Here is a 16766-nt window from a genome sequence, read left to right on the forward strand (position 1 = left end):
GCCCAACGCGGAGGCGCAGTTCGGCGGAAGCGCTTCAACGGAATATTTGCAACGCTTTGCGGGCTGGGTTTCCCGCACACTGGAGGGTGTAGATGGCCGTCACACAGCAGGTTCCGGTTCATCCGCAAGCGGGTTTCTTCGGCTCGGGCCCGTATCCCGAGCACCGGGCGCGGGTCGTGGTCATCGCGGTCCTCGCCGGGTTCGCGTTGACGGCGCTCTGGTCGGCGCCGTTCGTCGACTCCGTCATCGGCGACAGCGTCGCCAACACGCTGCTCGGCTACGACGCGAAGGCCACCCCGATCGGCGGCGTGCTGGCCGGGACGCTGTTCGCGTTCGTCTCCGGGCTCGCCGGCTCGTTCACCGCCTGCAACATCGCCGCGTTCGGCGCGGTCGCGCCGCTGGTCGGCGGCGAGGCGGGCGGGAAACGGCGGTTCGCGACGACGCTCAAGCCGCTCGGCTGGATCGCGGCGGGCATGCTCACCGTGTCGATCGTCTACGGCGTGATCGTCGCGCTGGTCGGCACCCGGATGCCGCAGTTCGACACCGCGCCGGCCAGCGGGCTGACGCCGCGCAGCATCCAGTCGATGGTCGCCTTCGGCGTCGTCGGCCTGGTGTTCCTGGTGCTGGGCCTGGCTTCGGTGGGCGTGATCGGCAACCCGATCGGCGCGCTGACCCGGCGGCACCCGGCCGCGCCACTGGTCCTGATGGGCGCGCTGATCGGCGGGTTCCTCATCGGCCGGCCCTACCCGCTGTTCCGGATCATGTTCCGCAGCGCCGCCGAGCAGCACAACGTCTTCTACGGCGCCGCCGCGTTCGCCCTGCAGTCACTCGGCAACATCGTGATCATGGGCGTGCTGTTCCTGATCCTGACGCACGCGACGGGCGGGCGCGTGCAGCGCTGGCTGGCCGCGAAGCCGGGCCGCATCGCCGCCGTGACGGGCGCGGCGCTGCTCGTCGGCGGCACGTTCACGCTGCTCTACTGGGACGTGCGCGTGCTCGGCCGGCTCGGGATCATCTGGTTCCCGACGGTCAGCTGGTAGGCCGCCCGAGCCAGCGGTAGTCGGGCGAAGGGTCGAGCTGGACGCCGTCCGCGACGGCGACCAGCACGGCCTCCGGCTGCGGCCCGGTCACCGTCAGCCAGCGCCCGGACGGCAGCCGGACCGCGACCAGCGCGGGTTCGCCGGGCTTCGGCGCGGAGTAGAACCCGGGGCCGCCGCGCACGGAAATGCTTGCGGCGCCGCCGATCCCGGGCGAGCCGGCGCCGACGGCGGCCGTCACGGCCGGGACCGACGGGCGGGCCGGGTCGGCCGCCGTCAGCTCGGTGCTCGCGTCGTCCGGGCCGGTGCCCCGGACGGCGGCCGAGCGTTCCGCCAGCCCCGCCGGCAGCGGCCCGAGCCGCAGCTCGCCGCGGACGCCGACCGGGGTCGCCTCGACCGACTCGGCGATCCGCTGGGCGACCGCGCGGGCGTCCGGCACCCCGCCGACCCGGGCGGTGAGCACGTGGTCGTCGTCGGCCAGCCAGGTGAGCAGGGCGGCGGTGCCGGTGTCGCCGGTGACCATGGCGACCCGGCCGTGCACCACGATCTGGTCCTTGATCGACGCGATCTTCAGCGCGGTCCGCGACCACTCGGGATCGGCCGTCGGATACGCCGACAGCGTGACCTCCGCCGGCCCGGCGAACCACCGGCGGACCTGCGGCGTGAGGCCCGGGCCGCCTTCGCGGCTCTGCTCGGTGAAGCCGTTGGGCAGCCAGCCGGGGGTGTACCCGAGCACCGGGCGGCCCGCGGCCGGGTCGAGCACCGGCGGGCTCGTGAGCACCTGCGTGCCGACGAAGACCCCGGCCACCAGCAGCACCACGGCGGCGGCCACCAGCGTCAGCCGCGCGACCGGGCGACGGCGCCGGGCGTCCGCGAGCGCGTCCCGGACCGCGTGGCCGTCCGGCGCGCGGGCGGCGAGGCGGTCGAGGCTCTCCCGGATCAGCGTCTCGGTCTCGTGGTCGCTGCGGGTCATTCGGGGGCTCCGGTGGTCAGGGGCGCGGGGTGGGGTGCGTCCCGGAGGGTGGCCAGGGCACGGGAGATCTGGCTGCGCACGGTGGAGGTGCCGCACCGCAGGACGGCGGCGATCTCGGCGTCCGAGTAGTCCTCGTAGTAGCGCAGCACGACCGCGGCGCGCTGCTTGCGGGGGAGCGTGGCGAGCAGGGCGAGCATCGCGTCCCGCTCGTCGTAGGCGGTGGCGGGGTCGGCCTCGGGCGGGGACAGCGCGTCGAGGACCTCGTGGCTGCTCGGCACCATCCGCCGCACGGCCCGGCGGCGCCACGACAGGTACTCGTTGGTGACCATCTTGCGGACGTAGGTCGGCGGGGCGTCGATGCCGTCCCAGCGCTGCTGCGCGCGCAGCAGGACGTCCTGGACGATGTCCTGCGCGAGGTGCGGGTCGTTCGTCAGGACGGTCGCGTAGCGGAGCAGCCCGTCCAGCCGCTCCGCCACGAACTCTTCGAAGCCCACGTACGTCCCTTCGCCCGCCTGTCACCTTCATGGACGTCCGGGACGGCCGAGTTGATGCACGCGGCCGGGAAGTTTCTTTCGTGACGGAGTTCACCGGTTCGGCCCAGCTCGTGAGCCTTGTCCGTCACTGAGCGGCAGATGCCGGGCGGTTCGGTCTTGCTCCGTCGCGTTCGTTCACGAGTCCGGGTGAGTGGCGGCTCCGCTGCGTTCCCGGCCTTCGGCGGTGCCGTGGATCGCCTCGGAAAACCTGTCGGTGGGCCGTGCTTTCCTGAACCGGACAGATCGGAGGGGGAGATGACGGCGGGGAAGCAGCGGGCGGCTCTGGCCGTCTCGGCGGTGCTCGTGGCGGCGTTCGTGGCCGGCCCGTTCGCGCTGGTCGTGGGCGTGATCTGGGGGCTGGTGCGGTTCGGCCGCGGCTACCCGCGGCGGTTCACGGCCGAGCAGGTGCGGGAGGGCCCGGGGTTCCGGTACCACCTGGCTTCGTTCGGGGTGCTCTACCTCGTGCCCATCGGCGTGGCGGCGACGGCGTACTTCCTGCTGTCGGCGTACCTGCGGTGGTTCGGCGACACGTCGGGCGTCGGCTGGCTGATCTCACTGCAGCGGTTCTTCGAGACGGTGTCGCGGTTCTTCTCGGACCACCTGAAGCTGAGCGAGTTCTCGGTGTTCGCCGTGCTGATCGGCGTCTACCTGCTGACCTGCCTGCTGCTCGCCCGCCGGGACGCCGGGCCGTGGCGCGGGCGCACCGCAGCCGGGCTGGGGCGGGCCGCGGACTTCTACACGAAGTACAGCGGACCGGCGGCCGCCGGCCTGGCCACGCTCGCCTCGTTGACGCTGTTCGGCATGCAGGTGGGCGTGCCGGCCACGGACCTGCAGGTGAAGTTCAAGGTGGCGCAGCAGGGCTACGCGGAGGTGACGAAGAAGCTCGAGGCGGGCCTGACCGAGCGCGTCGCCGGCAAGCTCTACGACAAGGTCCAAGCGGCGTTCCCGCAGTCCTACCGGGACGCGCTCGCGGCGCGGGCCACGCAGCTGCCGAACCTGCTCGACACCGCGCGGAGCAGCGCGGCGAGCGCCAAGCCGTACGACGTCAGCCTGCCCGCGGTCGACGACGCCGTCCGTGCGGAGACCGTGAGCCGCGACAAGGCCGCGGGGATCGGGCCGGAGCTGCGGGTCGAGGCCACCGGCCGGGCGACGCCCGGCGAGGTGACGCCGGAGCAGGTCGAAGCCGCGCGGGCGGTCGTCGACGCGCGGCCGGCCGAGCCGGGCATCGACCTGGTCGCCGACAGCCGGAAGAAGGTGACGCTGCAGGTCGAGAAGGTGGCCACCGAACGGATCGCGGCGCTCACGAAACCGGTGACGGACGCCGTCCCGTTCCTGGACCCGCTGGTGCAGGCGTTCGTCGAGGCGGCGGACAAGGGCCTGCAGGACCGGCTCGCCCGGGCGTACGACCGCCTGGCCGACCTGGTGCTGCGTGCCCCGCAGGACCTCGGCGCGGCGGTCGACCGCGAGGCCGCGGACCTGGTCCGGCAGACGGACGTCGACAAGCCGGTCGCGCACGCCACGCCGCGCGCGCAGGACCTGGCGCGCACGTTCTCGGCCACGGTGTCGGCGCTGCGGGACGCCCCGGTCCAGCTGGACCGGAAGGTCACGGAGGTGATCGACGCACGGCGGCCACCGCCGGAGTACGACCCGTCGGGCAAGCTGAAGCTCACTCTGCCGGACATCGAGTCGCTGCGGCTGCCACCGCCGGAGTACTACAGCCTGCGGTACCCGTACGACTACGGCCTGGGCAGCTACGGAACGCGCGACTACGGCCTGCACGGCTACACCCCGCCGGACACGTTCCGGGTGCCCCCGGAGATCGCCCGGGTACCCCGGATCGCGCCACTGCCACGGGTGAGCATGCCGCGGATCTTCGTCTGGTGACGGCGGCGGTCGTGAGTGTCCAGGAGGGGCGGAACCCTCACGGCCGGCCGCCGGGAGCAGCCCGCGCGCCTGGGTGAGCTAGACGGATCGGGTGGCCGGGCCCTGACCGCCGGGTGCCGGGTCGAGGTAGTACTGCGCGACCGGGGCGAGCAGGGCGACCAGTTCCTCGTCGTCCGCCTCGGCCAGCGGGGGCAGTTTGATCACGTAGCGCAGCAGCGCGACGCCGATCATCTGCGCGGCGATCCCGGTGACGCGCACCGGCGGCACGTCGAGCGCCTTGGCGACCTCGGCCAGCACCGTGCGCTCGATGAACTGGCGCATCATGAGCGCGACCTGCTCGTTCGTCGCCGCGGCGCGCAGCATCGCGAGGAACGGCGTCCGCCCCTCCGGCGCGGCCCAGAGCGCCAGGAAGGCGCGCACCAGCCGTTCGCCCACGCCCGAGCGCGGGCCCGTGAGGATCGTCGGGACCAGTGAAGCCGGGTTCACCGGCAGGTTCATCGACGCCGCGAAAAGCTGCTGCTTGCTGCCGAAGAAGTGGTGCAGCAGCGCCGCGTTCACCCCGGCGTCGGCGGCGATCCCGCGGACCGTCGCGCCGTCGTACCCCAGCTCCGCGAACCGGTGCCGGGCCGCGTCGAGGATCTTCTCCCGCGTCTCCGTCCGCCCCGGCCGCCGCCCCGCCTGTGCCATTGCCCGAGCTTAGAACGCCCTTGACTACGCTTGCGGTCATGTCTGTCGCGGTGCGGGTGATCCCCTGTCTCGACGTCGACGCGGGCCGGGTCGTGAAGGGTGTCAACTTCGCCGGCCTCCGCGACGCCGGCGATCCCGTCGAGCTGGCCCGGCGGTATGACGCCGAGGGGGCCGACGAGCTGACGTTCCTCGACGTCACGGCGTCCTCGGGCGACCGCGAGACCACCTACGACGTCGTCCGCCGGACCGCCGAGCAGGTGTTCATCCCGCTGACCGTCGGCGGCGGCGTCCGCAGCAACGACGACGTCAACCGGCTGCTGCGCACCGGCGCGGACAAGGTGAGCATCAACACCGCCGCGATCGCCCGGCCGGAGTTCCTCCACGAGGCCTCGCGCCGGTTCGGTGCCCAGTGCATCGTGCTCTCGGTCGACGCGCGCCGCGTGCCCGAAGGCGGCGAAGCGACGCCGTCCGGCTTCGAGGTCACCACCCACGGCGGGCGCCGCGGCACCGGCATCGACGCCGTCGAGTGGGCCGCGCGCGGTGAGGAGCTCGGCGTCGGCGAGATCCTGCTGAACTCGATGGACGCCGACGGCACCAAGAACGGCTTCGACCTCGAGCTGATCGACCTGGTCCGCAAGGCCGTGCGGGTGCCCGTGATCGCCAGCGGGGGAGCGGGGGCCCTGGAGCACTTCCTGCCCGCGGTGCGCTCCGGCGCGGACGCCGTCCTCGCCGCCAGCGTGTTCCACTTCGGACAGTTGAAGATCGGCGAGGTCAAGACCGCGCTGCGCGACGGCGGGGTGGAGGTCCGATGAAGTCCTGGCGCGCACCCGTCGAGGTCAAGGTCGTCGCCGCCCTGCTGATCGGCTTGCCGGTGGCGTGGGCCCTGCTCGACCTGATCCCCGTGCTGAGCGCGGGCTCGAGCCTGGCCATCTACCGGACGCCCGCGCTCGCCCTGATCCTCGGCGGTGTCGTGACCACCGGGCTGGCGGTGAAGATGGGCAGCGCCCGGATCGGCGGCCTGGTCGTCACCGTGGTGTTCGCGCTGCTGCACGCGTTCCTGCTGCTGGGCGCCGAGCTGTGGTTCAACAAGGTGTTCTCCGGCCTGTCCTTCTTCGGCTACGGCTACGCGTTCGTCCTGTTGAACTCCATGCCGCTGAAGCGGCACCTGCTGGGAGCCGAAGCATGAACCTCGACGCGGGCGTCTCGGCGCGCCTCAAGCGCAACGCCGACGGCCTGATCGCCGCGGTCGTCGTCGAACACGCCACCTCGGACGTGCTGATGATGGCCTGGATGAACGACGACGCCCTCGCGGCGACCCTGTCCACCCGCCGGGGCACGTACTTCTCCCGCAGCCGGCAGAAGCTGTGGGTCAAGGGCGAGACGTCCGGGCACTACCAGCACGTCCGCGAGGTCCGCATCGACTGCGACGGCGACACCGTCCTGCTGCGCGTCGACCAGACCGGTCCCGCCTGCCACACCGGCACCCACACCTGTTTCGACACCGAGGAGCGCCTGCTCCTGGCCGACGAGAAAGAGCACACCGCGTGAAGATCGCCGCCGACATCCTGGTCGGGCTGGTCGCCCTGATCCACGTCTACATCGTCGTCCTGGAGATGTTCCTCTGGAACACCCCGCGCGGACGCGCGGCGTTCGGGACCACCGAGGAGTTCGCCAAGGAGAGCGCGCCGCTGGCCGCGAACCAGGGGCTGTACAACGGTTTCCTGGCCCTCGCGCTGGTCTGGGGCCTGATCGCCACCGACCCCACGGGCTACCAGCTGAAGCTCTACGGCATCGTCTGCGTGATCATCGCCGGCATCTACGGCGCGGCGACGGCGAACAAGCGGATCCTGTTCGTGCAGGTGGTGCCGGGCGTGCTGACGCTGATCGCGCTGCTGCTGGCCAGGTAACCACCGTCCGGTCTACGCTCCGTCCCCTGGGGAAGGGGGCGGCCGTGGGGCTGCGGCGGGGGAAGGCGGCGCTGGTCGCCGGGAGTGTGCTGCTGGGGCTCGTCGCGGTCGCCGCGCTGCTCTTGGCGCTGGTGGCGGGCGAGCCGTACATGCCGCTGGTGGTGCCCTTCGCGGCGCTGTCGGCGTTGTGCGCGGGCTGGGCCCGCCGGCTCGGCCGCCGGTACGCGGCGGCCACGGGTGTGGTGCCGCCCGGCTGGGACGACGTCGACCTCGACGTCCAGACCACCCGCGTGCGCGCGCTCGGCCTCCGCGCGACCGGGTTCGCGGTGCTCTGGGCCGTCGTCACCGTCGTGGCGGGTGTCGCTGCCGCCGTGGTGCTGACGCGGGATCCCGCGTCGTCCGGCACCGATTCGCCGCCCGAGATCGCCGCGGCCACGCCGCTGGTGGTCATCGTCTTCGCCCTGATGGGGTTCGGGTTCTCGGTCGCGGCCGCGGTCAACTGGCGACGCCGTCATCGCGCGGTGACGGCGTCCGGCTGGCGTCCGGCGACGGCCACGGTGACCCGCGGCAGCGGCCCGTGCACCGTCATCCTGACCCTCGGCGACGACACCCGGATCCGCACCCAGTCGATCGGTTCGACGCACGGCGCCGCGAACATGACGGACTTCCCGGGCACCCCGGTGCGCTTCGGCGGGGCGGACCGCTCGATGGTGGTGCTGTTCCCGCGCGGCCTCTTCCGCAACGGCCCGTACGCGGTCCCGGTGAGGTCACTCGAGCCGAAGCCGGGCGCCCGTCCGACGGCACAGAGCTGAAGCCCTGCTCCCTTGCACGCCCGGGCGCGACGTCCGGTTGCCCGGGAGTCGGTTGTGTCCCGAACGCCGCCGAACCGCGGCTTTCCGTTCTACATTGCGGGAATGGACCTGGAGCGACGGCGGAAGATCGCGGACTCGCTGCCCCGGCGCGGGGCCCGGGTGGCGGGCGTGCCGGAGTACACCCGGCTGGTGCGCGAACAGGGCGACCGCTCGGCGTTCTTCGTGGTGCTGTCGGCCGCGATGCTGCTGGGCGCCGCGCCGGTGTCGCTCGCGAGCGTCGGGGCCGGCACCGTGCTCTTCTTCGTGGGCGCGATCGGTGTCGCGGGCTGCGTGGGCACCCTGGTGCGGTGGCGGCGCCGCTACCGCGCGGTGCGCGTCACGGGCTGGCGCGACGCGACCGCGACGATCGGCTACGTGGGGCCCGGGTCGCGGGGCCCCGCGGTGGCCGTGAAGTTCGCCGACGGCAGCCGGATCGACCTGCGGACGGCCGACAGCGGGTGGACGGTCCGGGCGTTGTCCGAGCTGCCCGGCCTGCCCGCGCTCGTCGGCGGCCATGGCTCGGTCATGGTCCTGCTGGTACTGCCGCGGCCGCCGTGGTGGACGCGGCCCCGCGTGTTGGCGGCTAAGGCCGAGACCCACCGCTGGACGCCTGAGCCATGACCGCTTGCACGCGCGGGCGCCGCGTTCGGTTGCCCGCGTGTCGGTTACCTCCCGAACCCCGCCGGCACCAGGGTTTCCGCCCTACATTCGGCGGATGGATCCGGAACGGGACTACGCGGCCGTGCTGCGACGGCTCACGCGGCGCAGAGCGGCCTGGGTGGTCGCCGGTGCGGTGGGGGCGCTGGTGTTCGTGGTCTTCGTGATCGGCACCGCCTACTCGGTCCTCGACCCGGGTTACGGCCTCGACGACGGTGAGCTCGCCGCCGATTTCGGGGTGCTCGCCGGTTCCGGGGCGCTGTCCGGCTTCGCCGTCTTCCGGATCCGCGCCGGCGACCGCCGGACCGGCGACGTGCTCACGCGGATGGGCACCGGCAGCTGGCTCCCGCCCGTGGTGCCGCTCGGCGACGAGGAGCGCTTCGCGGCCGAAACCCGCCGGCTGCGCGGCCTGGGCGTGCGGGCGGTGGGGATCGCGTTGCTCTGGTTCGGCGTGCTGGCCGCCGCGACCACCGGGCTCACGTTGGTGGACGACGCGGCCGAGCACCTCCTGGCGACAGGGGCCCGCACCGCGGGCGAGGTGGTGAGCGTCCACGACACGAGGCACGGCAGCGGCGCGTCGTCGATGCGGGTGCGCTACCCGGCAGGCGGCGTGTCCCGGACCGCGGAGATCGTCCGGGACACCGAACGCGCGTACGCGGTCGGCGAAGCGGTGACGGTGGTGTACGACCGGGCCGACCCGGCGCACGTCCGGACGGCTGCGGAGCCCAACGCCGACCAGGGCCTCCTGGGGGTCCTCGTGGTGCCGATGCTGCTCGCCTGCGTCGCGGTGCCCTGGTCGCTGGTGGCCGCCGCGGGCTGGTGGCGGCGGTACCGCGCCGTCCGGCACACCGGCTGGCGCGTCGCCGAGGTGCGCGTCGTGCCCGACTACCCGATCCGCAAAGGACGGCACCTGCCGGACCTCCACGTCCGCTACGGCGACGACTCCCGCGTGGTGCTGCGGGCCGTCGCGTCGACGCACGGCGCCACCGGGTTCCAGGGCCGGCGCGACCGCGAGGCGTGGGTCGGCGGCTGGGGCCGGGCCATGGTCGTGCTGTTCCCGGACGCGCCGCTGCGCAAGCGGGCGCTCGCCGTCCCGGCGCGCGCGATTTCGCCGCGGCGGCGGCCTCCGGCCGCGTAATCTGGGTCGATGGGGGAAGACGCGGCTTGGCTGCCGGAAGAGGACGAAACCGCACCGGACGGGGCACCGCCGGATCCGGCCGCCCAGATCGCCCGGCTGCCGGGGTACGGCCGGCGCGCGCTGGCCATCGCGCTGCTCCTGCTGGTCGCCGCCGGAGGCGTGTTCGCCGGCCTGGTCGTGTACGAGTACCCCGCCCGCGCGCTCCTGCGCGACGGGGTCCACGTGACCGGGAAGGTGCTGTGGTTCGACGACCACCCGAGAGAGCAGGCGATCCGCGTCTCCTACGACGTGCGGGGTGAACCGGGCTACGCCACCATCCCCGTGACGTCGGGACGGCGCTACATCGTGGGCGGGACGCTCACGGTGATCTACGACCCCGCGAACCCGGGCCGGGCGCGCACGCTGCTGGAAGACCGCCTGGACGGACGGGTGTCCGCCTTGTTCTGGATCCTCGGCCTGTTCGTGCTGACGTTCGCCGGCGTGAGCCTGGCCGCTGCCCTCCGGTGGCGCCGGCGGCACGCGGCGGTGCTGCGGACCGGCTGGCGGCCGGCTTCGGTCACCGTGCGGCCCGACTACCCGGTCCGCCGGGGACGGCACCTGCCGGACCTGCTCGTCGAGTACCGCGACGGCAGCCGGGCCGAGCTGAGGGCCTCGATGTCGTGCCACGGCAGCACGTACTTGTGGCACCGGCCCGCACGACCGGCGTGGGTCGGCGGGGCGGGGCCGGACATGGTCGTCCTCTTCTCGCGCGGCGACCTGCGCCGGCCGTACGCGGTCCCGGCGTTCGGGCGGACGTCGCGCGCCGAGATGGGCCGGCGCGTGCCCTAACCGATGTCGCCGCTGATGTAGCGCTGCACGTTCGGCGCCACCGCGGCCACGAGCGTCTCGACGTCCGCCGCGGCCAGTGGCTCGAACTTCGCCACGTAGCGGATCATGCCCATGCCCACCAGCTGGGACGCGCAGAGCGTGGTGCGCAAGGGGATCTGGTCGGAGCCGACCGACGAGAGCACGTGCGTGAAGAACTTCTGGAAGAAGTCGCGCAGGACCTGGCCCGCCTGCTCGTGGCCGGCGACGCTGCGGATGAGCGCCACGAACACGCCGCCGCCCGCGCTGTCCCAGCGGGTGAGGAACGTGCGGACGATCCGCTCGCCGAACTCCTCGTCGGGGCCGTCGCGCAGGGTCTCCAGCAGCTCCAGGGGGTCGAACGGCAGCTCGAGCACCGCGCGGGCGAACAGGCCCTCCTTGCTGCCGAACCAGTGGTTGACCATCGCGGCGTCGACGCCGGCGCGGGTGGCGATCGCGCGGACGGTCGCGCCGTCGTAGCCGTTCTCGGCGAACACCGACCGCGCGGCGTCGATCAGGGCCGTGCGCGTGTCCTGGCCCGCGGGCCGGCGGCCGCGGCGGCGCGCCGTAGTCTCGGGGTTGTCGGTGGTGCTCACCGCCCCATCATGACTCATCCGCGATCCTGAATTCAACATTTGCTGAATTCGGGACCCCACGCGGCCCGGTTCACGCGGGGCGGCACAATGAGTTCCATGGTCAGCGCTTACGCCGGTTCCACCGGCCCCGGCTCGGTCAGCCCGTCCCGCGAGGACTTCCGCGCCCTCGCCGAGAGCCGCCGCGTGATCCCGGTCGTGCGCCGGGTGCTCGCCGACGGCGAGACGCCGATCGGGGTGTACCGCAAGCTCGCCGCCGACCGGCCGGGCACCTTCCTGTTCGAGTCCGCGGAGAACGGCGCCTCCTGGACGCGCTGGTCGTTCATCGGCGTCCGCAGCCCGGCGGCGCTCACCGTCCGCGACGGCGAAGCGGTCTGGACCGGCACCCCGCCGGTCGGCCTGCCGACCGAGGGCAACCCGCTGAACGTGCTCCGCGAGACCATCGAGGCGCTGCACACCGAGGCGCTGCCCGGCCTGCCGCCGCTCACCGGCGGGATGGTCGGCTACATCGGCTACGACGCCGTCCGCTGGCTCGAGAAGCTGCCCGAGCTGGCCGAGCGCGACCTCGACATCCCCGAGCTGACCATGCTCCTGGCCACCGACCTGGCCGCGTTCGACCACCACGAGGGCACGGTCACGCTCATCGCGAACGCCGTCAACTGGGACGACTCGCCCGAGCGCGTGGACGCGGCCTACGACGACGCCGTCGCCCGGCTGGGCGCGATGACCGAGCAGCTGCAGGTGCCCGCGCCCGCCACCGTCGCCGCGTTCGACCGGCCCGAGCCGGAGTTCACCCGGAAGCGGTCCAAGGAGGACTTCCACGCCGCGGTCGACAAGGCCGTCGAGGCGATCAAGGCCGGCGAAGCGTTCCAGGTCGTGCCCTCGCAACGCTTCGAGATCGCGACCGGCGCCGACGCGCTCGACGTCTACCGCGTGCTGCGCACGTCCAACCCCAGCCCGTACATGTACCTGCTGCGGCTCGACGGCTTCGACATCGTCGGCTCCAGCCCCGAGTCCCTGGTCACCGTGCGGGACGGCAAGGCGACCACGCACCCGATCGCGGGCACCCGCTGGCGCGGCGCCGACCCGGAGGAGGACGCGCAGCTGGCCAAGGACCTGCTGGCCGACGAGAAGGAGCGCGCCGAGCACCTGATGCTCGTCGACCTCGGCCGCAACGACCTGGGCAAGGTCTGCAAGCCGGGCACCGTGCGCGTCGTCGACTTCTTCCAGATCGAGCGCTACAGCCACGTCATGCACATCGTCTCCACCGTCACCGGCGAGCTGGCCGAGGGCAAGACGGCCTTCGACGCGGTCACCGCGTGCTTCCCGGCCGGGACGCTGTCCGGCGCGCCGAAGGTCCGCGCGATGGAGCTGATCGAGGAGCTGGAGCCGGTGCGCCGCGCGCTGTACGGCGGCGTCGTCGGCTACCTCGACTTCGCCGGGGACGCCGACACGGCGATCGCGATCCGCACCGCGCTGATGAAGGACGGGATCGCGCACGTCCAGGCCGGGGGCGGGGTGGTCGCCGACTCGGTGGCCGACTACGAGGACACCGAGTCGCTGAACAAGGCGCGGACCGTGCTGTCCGCGGTCGCCGCGGCCCAGACCATGGTGCCAGCGGGCAAGCTCGACCCGGCCGCGGACGCCGCTCGTGTCTGAGCCGGAGGTGGCGGACCCCGAAACCGCGACGGCGCGGCCGTCCCGGCGTCCACTGTGGATGATGGTGGTCGCGCTGCTGCTGGGCGCGCTCGCGCTGTGGGGCGCGTCCAAGCTGACCTGGTACGCCGAGTTCCGCGACGGCGGCGTCCGCGGCACGGTCCTCTACCGCGAGACCGGCGAGCAGCGCGCGACGGCGCTCGTGCCGCTGGCGCTGCTCGCGCTCGCCGGGGTGGCCGGCCTGATCGCCACCGGCGGCTGGGCCCGGCGCGTCCTGGGCGTCGTGCTGGCGCTGGCCGGTGTGGCGGCCGTGTGGGCCGGCGTGGCGGGGGTCCGGTTCACCGGCTGGGCCGACGGGCTGCCGGTGACGCAGATGCTGCTCGGGCGCGGCCTGGCCGTGCTCGGGGGAATTCTGGTCGCCGCCGGCGGGTTGGCAGCGATCAAGGGTGCCGGGCGGAGTGCCCGGCTCGGCGCGAAGTACGCGGCCCCGGCCACCCGGAAGAAGGTGCGTGATCCGGACGCCGAGTTGTGGGAAGCGCTGTCGGAGGGCGAGGATCCCACGGAGGGTGGCGGACGGCATTCGGAGTAACGCGCACACCCGGAACCGGGCTCTTCGGATGCGGGGGTTAGCATCGTTTCGGCGGGAAGGGGAAGGTTTTTGTGAGCGACCTTGCGAGTGAAACCGTGACCACGAGCCCGGGCGGGGGCGCCCGGTGAGCGTGCTCGAAGAGATCGTCGCCGGCGTGCGGGAAGACCTCGCCGTGCGGGAATCCGCGCTGCCGTTCGACCAGCTGAAGATCCGCGCGGCCGCCGCGCAGCCGCCCCGCGACGTGATGACCGCGCTGCGCGAGTCCGGCATCGGCGTGATCGCCGAGGTGAAGCGCCGCAGCCCGTCCAAGGGCGACCTGGCCGACATCCCCGACCCCGCCGCGCTGGCCAAGGACTACCAGGACGGCGGCGCGCGGGTGATCAGCGTGCTCACCGAGCAGCGCCGCTTCGGCGGCTCGCTGGCCGACCTCGACGCCGTCCGCGCGGCCGTGGACATCCCGGTGCTGCGCAAGGACTTCGTCGTCAGCCCGTACCAGGTGCACGAGGCTCGCCTGCACGGCGCCGACATGGTGCTGCTGATCGTCGCCGCGCTGGAGCAGAACGCGCTCGCCGCGCTGCTCGACCGCGTCGAGTCGCTGGGCATGACCGCGCTGGTGGAGATCCACAACGCCGAGGAGGCCGACCGGGCCCTCGAGGCGGGCGCCAAGGTCATCGGCGTCAACGCGCGCAACCTGCACACCCTCGAGGTGGACCGCGACGTCTTCTCGCGGCTGGCCCCCGGCCTGCCGATGGACGTCTACAAGGTCGCCGAGTCGGGTGTCCGCGGGCCGGGCGACCTGATGTCCTACGCCGGGCACGGCGCCGACGCGGTGCTGGTCGGCGAAGGCCTCGTCGCCTCGGGCGACCCGAAGGGCGCCCTGGTCAAGCTGGTCACCGCCGGATCGCACCCCGCGTGCCCGAGGCCGTCGCGGTGAGCAAAGAGCCCAACACCGAACACGACCCGGACGAGCGTGGCTACTACGGCCCGTACGGCGGCCGGTTCATGCCGGAGGCGCTGATCGGCGTCGTCGACGAGGTCGCCACCGAGTACGAGAAGGCCCGGCACGACCCCGAGTTCCTGAACGAGTTCAACCGCCTGCTTCGCGACTACGCCGGCCGTCCGTCGCTGCTCACCGAGGCCAAGCGCTTCGGCGAGCACGCGGGCGGCGCGCGTGTGTTCCTCAAGCGCGAAGACCTGAACCACACCGGCTCGCACAAGATCAACAACGTGCTGGGCCAGGCGCTGCTCACCAAGCGCATGGGCAAGAAGCGCGTCATCGCCGAGACCGGCGCGGGCCAGCACGGCGTGGCCACGGCCACCGCGTGCGCGCTGCTCGACCTCGACTGCGTCGTCTACATGGGCGAGGTCGACACCGAGCGCCAGGCGCTGAACGTGGCCCGGATGCGGCTGCTCGGCGCCGAGGTCATCCCGGTCAAGACCGGTTCGCGGACGCTGAAGGACGCCATCAACGAGGCGCTGCGCGACTGGGTGACCAACGCGGACAGCACGCACTACCTGTTCGGCACGGCGGCCGGCCCGGCCCCGTTCCCGACGATGGTCCGCAACTTCCACCACATCATCGGCACCGAGGCCCGCGCGCAGATCCTCGAGCAGGCCGGCCGCCTGCCCGACGTCGTCGCGGCCTGCGTCGGCGGCGGGTCGAACGCGATCGGCATCTTCTCGGGCTTCTACGACGACCCGTCCGTGCGGCTGGTCGGCCTGGAGCCGGGCGGCGAGGGCATCGACGGCAACCGGCACGGCGCGACCCTCACCAAGGGCACCCCGGGCACCCTGCACGGCGCGATGACTTACCTGCTGCAGGACGACGACGGCCAGACGGTCGAGTCGCACTCGATCTCGGCCGGGCTGGACTACCCCGGCGTCGGCCCGGAGCACGCGTGGCTGAAGGACACCGGCCGCGCCGAGTACCGCCCGATCACCGACGCCCAGGCGATGGACGCGTTCATGCTGCTCTCGCGCACCGAGGGCATCATCCCGGCGATCGAGTCGGCGCACGCGCTGGCCGGCGCGCTGGACCTGGGGCGCGAGCTGGGCCCGGAGGGCTTGATCGTGGTCAACCTGTCCGGCCGCGGCGACAAGGACATGGACACAGCGGCGAAGTGGTTCGGGTTGGTGGACAAGTGAGCGGGCTCGACGACCTCTTCGCCACGACGCGCGCGGAGGGCCGCGGCGCCCTGATCGGGTACCTGCCGGCCGGCTTCCCGACCGTCGAGGCCTCGAAGGACCTGATCGCGGCGACGATCGACGGCGGCGCGGACCTCATCGAGGTCGGCGTCCCGTACTCCGACCCGGTGATGGACGGCCCGACCATCCAGGCCGCGTCGGTCACCGCGCTGGACAACGGCTTCCGCCTCAAGCACGTCTTCGAGGTCGTCGAGTCGATCTCGGCCCGCGGCGGCCGCGCGGTCGTCATGACGTACTGGAACCCGGTGCACCGCTACGGCGTCGACCGCTTCGCGCGCGACCTCGCGGCGGCGGGCGGGCTCGGCCTGATCACCCCGGACCTGATCCCGGACGAAGCCGGCGAGTGGATGACCGCGTCGAAGGCCCACGGCCTCGACCGGACCTTCCTGGTGGCGCCGTCGTCGTCGGAGGAGCGGCTCGCCCGCACGGTGGACGCGGCCTCGGGGTTCATCTACGCGACCGCGGTGATGGGCGTGACGGGCGCGCGTGACCAGGTCGGCGCGGGCGCGGAGGAGCTGGTGCGCCGCACGCGGGCGCACACGAAGCTCCCGATCGGCGTCGGCCTGGGCGTGCGCTCGGGCGACCAGGCGGCCGAGGTGGCGTCGTTCGCGGACGCGGTGATCGTGGGCTCGGCCCTGGTCACGGCGGCGGCGGACGGCCCTTCGGGAGTGCACCGGCTGTCTGCGGAGCTGGCCGACGGGGTACGCCGGGCCGTCGCCACGGCTTGACCTGGACCGCACTCCAGGTGCCAGGCTGGGCCGGTGACGTCCTACACCCCGGCCCAGGTGACCGAAAAGACCGGCTTCACCATCGACACCTTGCGGTACTACGAGCGCATCGGCCTGCTGCACCACGTCGGCCGCACCGCGGGCGGCCGCCGTACGTTCACCGATCAGGACGTGGAGTTCCTTCAGCTCCTGCGCTGCTTGAGGTACACGGGCATGCCAGTCGCGGAGATGCTGCGTTTCGTGGAGCTGCTGCGCTCGGGCGACGCAACGCAGGACGAGCGCCTGGAGGTCCTCCGCGAGCACGAGGCCCGCGTCGAGGCCCAGATCGACCGGCTGCGCGAGCACCAGGAGCACATCCAGTTCAAGATCAAGCTCTACAGCGGCGCATCGGAACTGGCTGTCGCATCCTCGTGACGCCATCACCCGGCTCAGAACTGTCGGTGGTGATCCGCATACTCCCCGTGTGATGATCCACAACGAGGGGA

Annotated in this window: 20 protein-coding genes; 16 read left to right on the forward strand and 4 right to left on the reverse strand. The window is 73.0% G+C overall.

The genetic code is table 11. The features are described 5' to 3' along the window. Positions 1–92: 92 nt before the first annotated feature. Positions 93–1040 (forward strand): hypothetical protein, encoded by a 948-nt coding sequence (locus OG439_RS00625; protein WP_326947391.1) that lies wholly within the window; start codon positions 93–95, stop codon positions 1038–1040. Here OG439_RS00625 and OG439_RS00630 read toward each other — a convergent pair. Together OG439_RS00630 and OG439_RS00635 are read right to left on the reverse strand one after the other, a co-directional pair. Further along, positions 1030–2010: a hypothetical protein gene (locus OG439_RS00630; RefSeq protein ID WP_326947392.1), complete on the reverse strand. Its 981-nt coding sequence runs from the start codon at positions 2008–2010 to the stop codon at positions 1030–1032. The genes OG439_RS00625 and OG439_RS00630 overlap by 11 nt on opposite strands. Next, positions 2007–2504, reverse strand: a complete 498-nt coding sequence (locus OG439_RS00635) for a SigE family RNA polymerase sigma factor (RefSeq protein ID WP_326947393.1) — start codon at positions 2502–2504, stop codon at positions 2007–2009. The genes OG439_RS00630 and OG439_RS00635 overlap by 4 nt, the downstream gene beginning before the upstream one ends. Positions 2505–2798: 294 nt before the next feature. On the opposite strand from OG439_RS00635, the gene OG439_RS00640 reads away from it, so the two are divergent. Further along, positions 2799–4427: a hypothetical protein gene (locus OG439_RS00640; protein WP_326947394.1), complete on the forward strand. Its 1629-nt coding sequence runs from the start codon at positions 2799–2801 to the stop codon at positions 4425–4427. A 78-nt stretch (positions 4428–4505) separates the two neighbouring features. Here OG439_RS00640 and OG439_RS00645 read toward each other — a convergent pair whose 3' ends face one another. Continuing rightward, positions 4506–5114 carry a TetR/AcrR family transcriptional regulator gene (locus tag OG439_RS00645; protein WP_326947395.1) on the reverse strand — a complete coding sequence of 203 codons (609 nt, stop codon included), beginning with the start codon at positions 5112–5114 and terminating at the stop codon, positions 4506–4508. A gap of 38 nt (positions 5115–5152) precedes the next feature. On the opposite strand from OG439_RS00645, the gene hisF reads away from it, so the two are divergent. From hisF to OG439_RS00685, 8 genes are all read left to right on the forward strand, one after another. Continuing rightward, complete coding sequence (gene hisF / locus OG439_RS00650) at positions 5153–5926, forward strand: imidazole glycerol phosphate synthase subunit HisF (protein ID WP_326947396.1); 774 nt, start codon at positions 5153–5155, stop codon at positions 5924–5926. Next, positions 5923–6300: a hypothetical protein gene (locus OG439_RS00655; protein ID WP_326947397.1), complete on the forward strand. Its 378-nt coding sequence runs from the start codon at positions 5923–5925 to the stop codon at positions 6298–6300. Before hisF ends, OG439_RS00655 begins: the two co-directional genes overlap by 4 nt. Further along, positions 6297–6662, forward strand: coding sequence for a phosphoribosyl-AMP cyclohydrolase (gene hisI / locus OG439_RS00660; RefSeq protein WP_326947398.1), 366 nt, complete (start codon positions 6297–6299; stop codon positions 6660–6662). Before OG439_RS00655 ends, hisI begins: the two co-directional genes overlap by 4 nt. Further along, entirely contained in the window at positions 6659–7021 is a 363-nt protein-coding gene (locus OG439_RS00665) for a DUF1304 domain-containing protein (RefSeq protein ID WP_326947399.1), read from the forward strand. The genes hisI and OG439_RS00665 overlap by 4 nt, the downstream gene beginning before the upstream one ends. Before the next feature lie 44 nt (positions 7022–7065). After that, positions 7066–7833: a hypothetical protein gene (locus OG439_RS00670; protein ID WP_326947400.1), complete on the forward strand. Its 768-nt coding sequence runs from the start codon at positions 7066–7068 to the stop codon at positions 7831–7833. A 102-nt stretch (positions 7834–7935) separates the two neighbouring features. Next, a complete protein-coding gene (locus tag OG439_RS00675) occupies positions 7936–8493 on the forward strand; it encodes a hypothetical protein (RefSeq protein ID WP_326947401.1) in 558 nt (185 codons plus the stop codon). A 94-nt stretch (positions 8494–8587) separates the two neighbouring features. Then, positions 8588–9667: a DUF3592 domain-containing protein gene (locus OG439_RS00680; RefSeq protein ID WP_326947402.1), complete on the forward strand. Its 1080-nt coding sequence runs from the start codon at positions 8588–8590 to the stop codon at positions 9665–9667. 9 nt (positions 9668–9676) lie between these two features. Next, positions 9677–10495, forward strand: coding sequence for a DUF3592 domain-containing protein (locus OG439_RS00685; RefSeq protein WP_326947403.1), 819 nt, complete (start codon positions 9677–9679; stop codon positions 10493–10495). Here OG439_RS00685 and OG439_RS00690 read toward each other — a convergent pair. Further along, positions 10492–11124, reverse strand: a complete 633-nt coding sequence (locus OG439_RS00690; protein ID WP_326947404.1) for a TetR/AcrR family transcriptional regulator — start codon at positions 11122–11124, stop codon at positions 10492–10494. The genes OG439_RS00685 and OG439_RS00690 overlap by 4 nt on opposite strands. Positions 11125–11202: 78 nt before the next feature. Here OG439_RS00690 and OG439_RS00695 point away from each other — a divergent pair, with 78 nt between their 5' ends. From OG439_RS00695 to OG439_RS00720, 6 genes are all read left to right on the forward strand, one after another. After that, entirely contained in the window at positions 11203–12762 is a 1560-nt protein-coding gene (locus OG439_RS00695; RefSeq protein WP_326947405.1) for an anthranilate synthase component I, read from the forward strand. A gap of 58 nt (positions 12763–12820) precedes the next feature. Beyond that, positions 12821–13348, forward strand: a complete 528-nt coding sequence (locus OG439_RS00700) for a Trp biosynthesis-associated membrane protein (RefSeq protein WP_326951458.1) — start codon at positions 12821–12823, stop codon at positions 13346–13348. A gap of 124 nt (positions 13349–13472) precedes the next feature. Then, on the forward strand, positions 13473–14282 hold the full coding sequence (gene trpC, locus OG439_RS00705) for an indole-3-glycerol phosphate synthase TrpC (RefSeq protein ID WP_247062897.1): 810 nt from the start codon (positions 13473–13475) through the stop codon (positions 14280–14282). Then, complete coding sequence (trpB, locus tag OG439_RS00710) at positions 14261–15493, forward strand: tryptophan synthase subunit beta (protein ID WP_326947406.1); 1233 nt, start codon at positions 14261–14263, stop codon at positions 15491–15493. The genes trpC and trpB overlap by 22 nt, the downstream gene beginning before the upstream one ends. Further along, on the forward strand, positions 15490–16281 hold the full coding sequence (gene trpA, locus OG439_RS00715; protein WP_326947407.1) for a tryptophan synthase subunit alpha: 792 nt from the start codon (positions 15490–15492) through the stop codon (positions 16279–16281). Before trpB ends, trpA begins: the two co-directional genes overlap by 4 nt. Before the next feature lie 33 nt (positions 16282–16314). Then, positions 16315–16695 (forward strand): MerR family transcriptional regulator, encoded by a 381-nt coding sequence (locus tag OG439_RS00720; protein WP_326947408.1) that lies wholly within the window; start codon positions 16315–16317, stop codon positions 16693–16695. Positions 16696–16766: the final 71 nt, after the last annotated feature.

The organism is Amycolatopsis sp. NBC_01307 (assembly GCF_035975215.1).
GTDB lineage: Bacteria > Actinomycetota > Actinomycetes > Mycobacteriales > Pseudonocardiaceae > Amycolatopsis.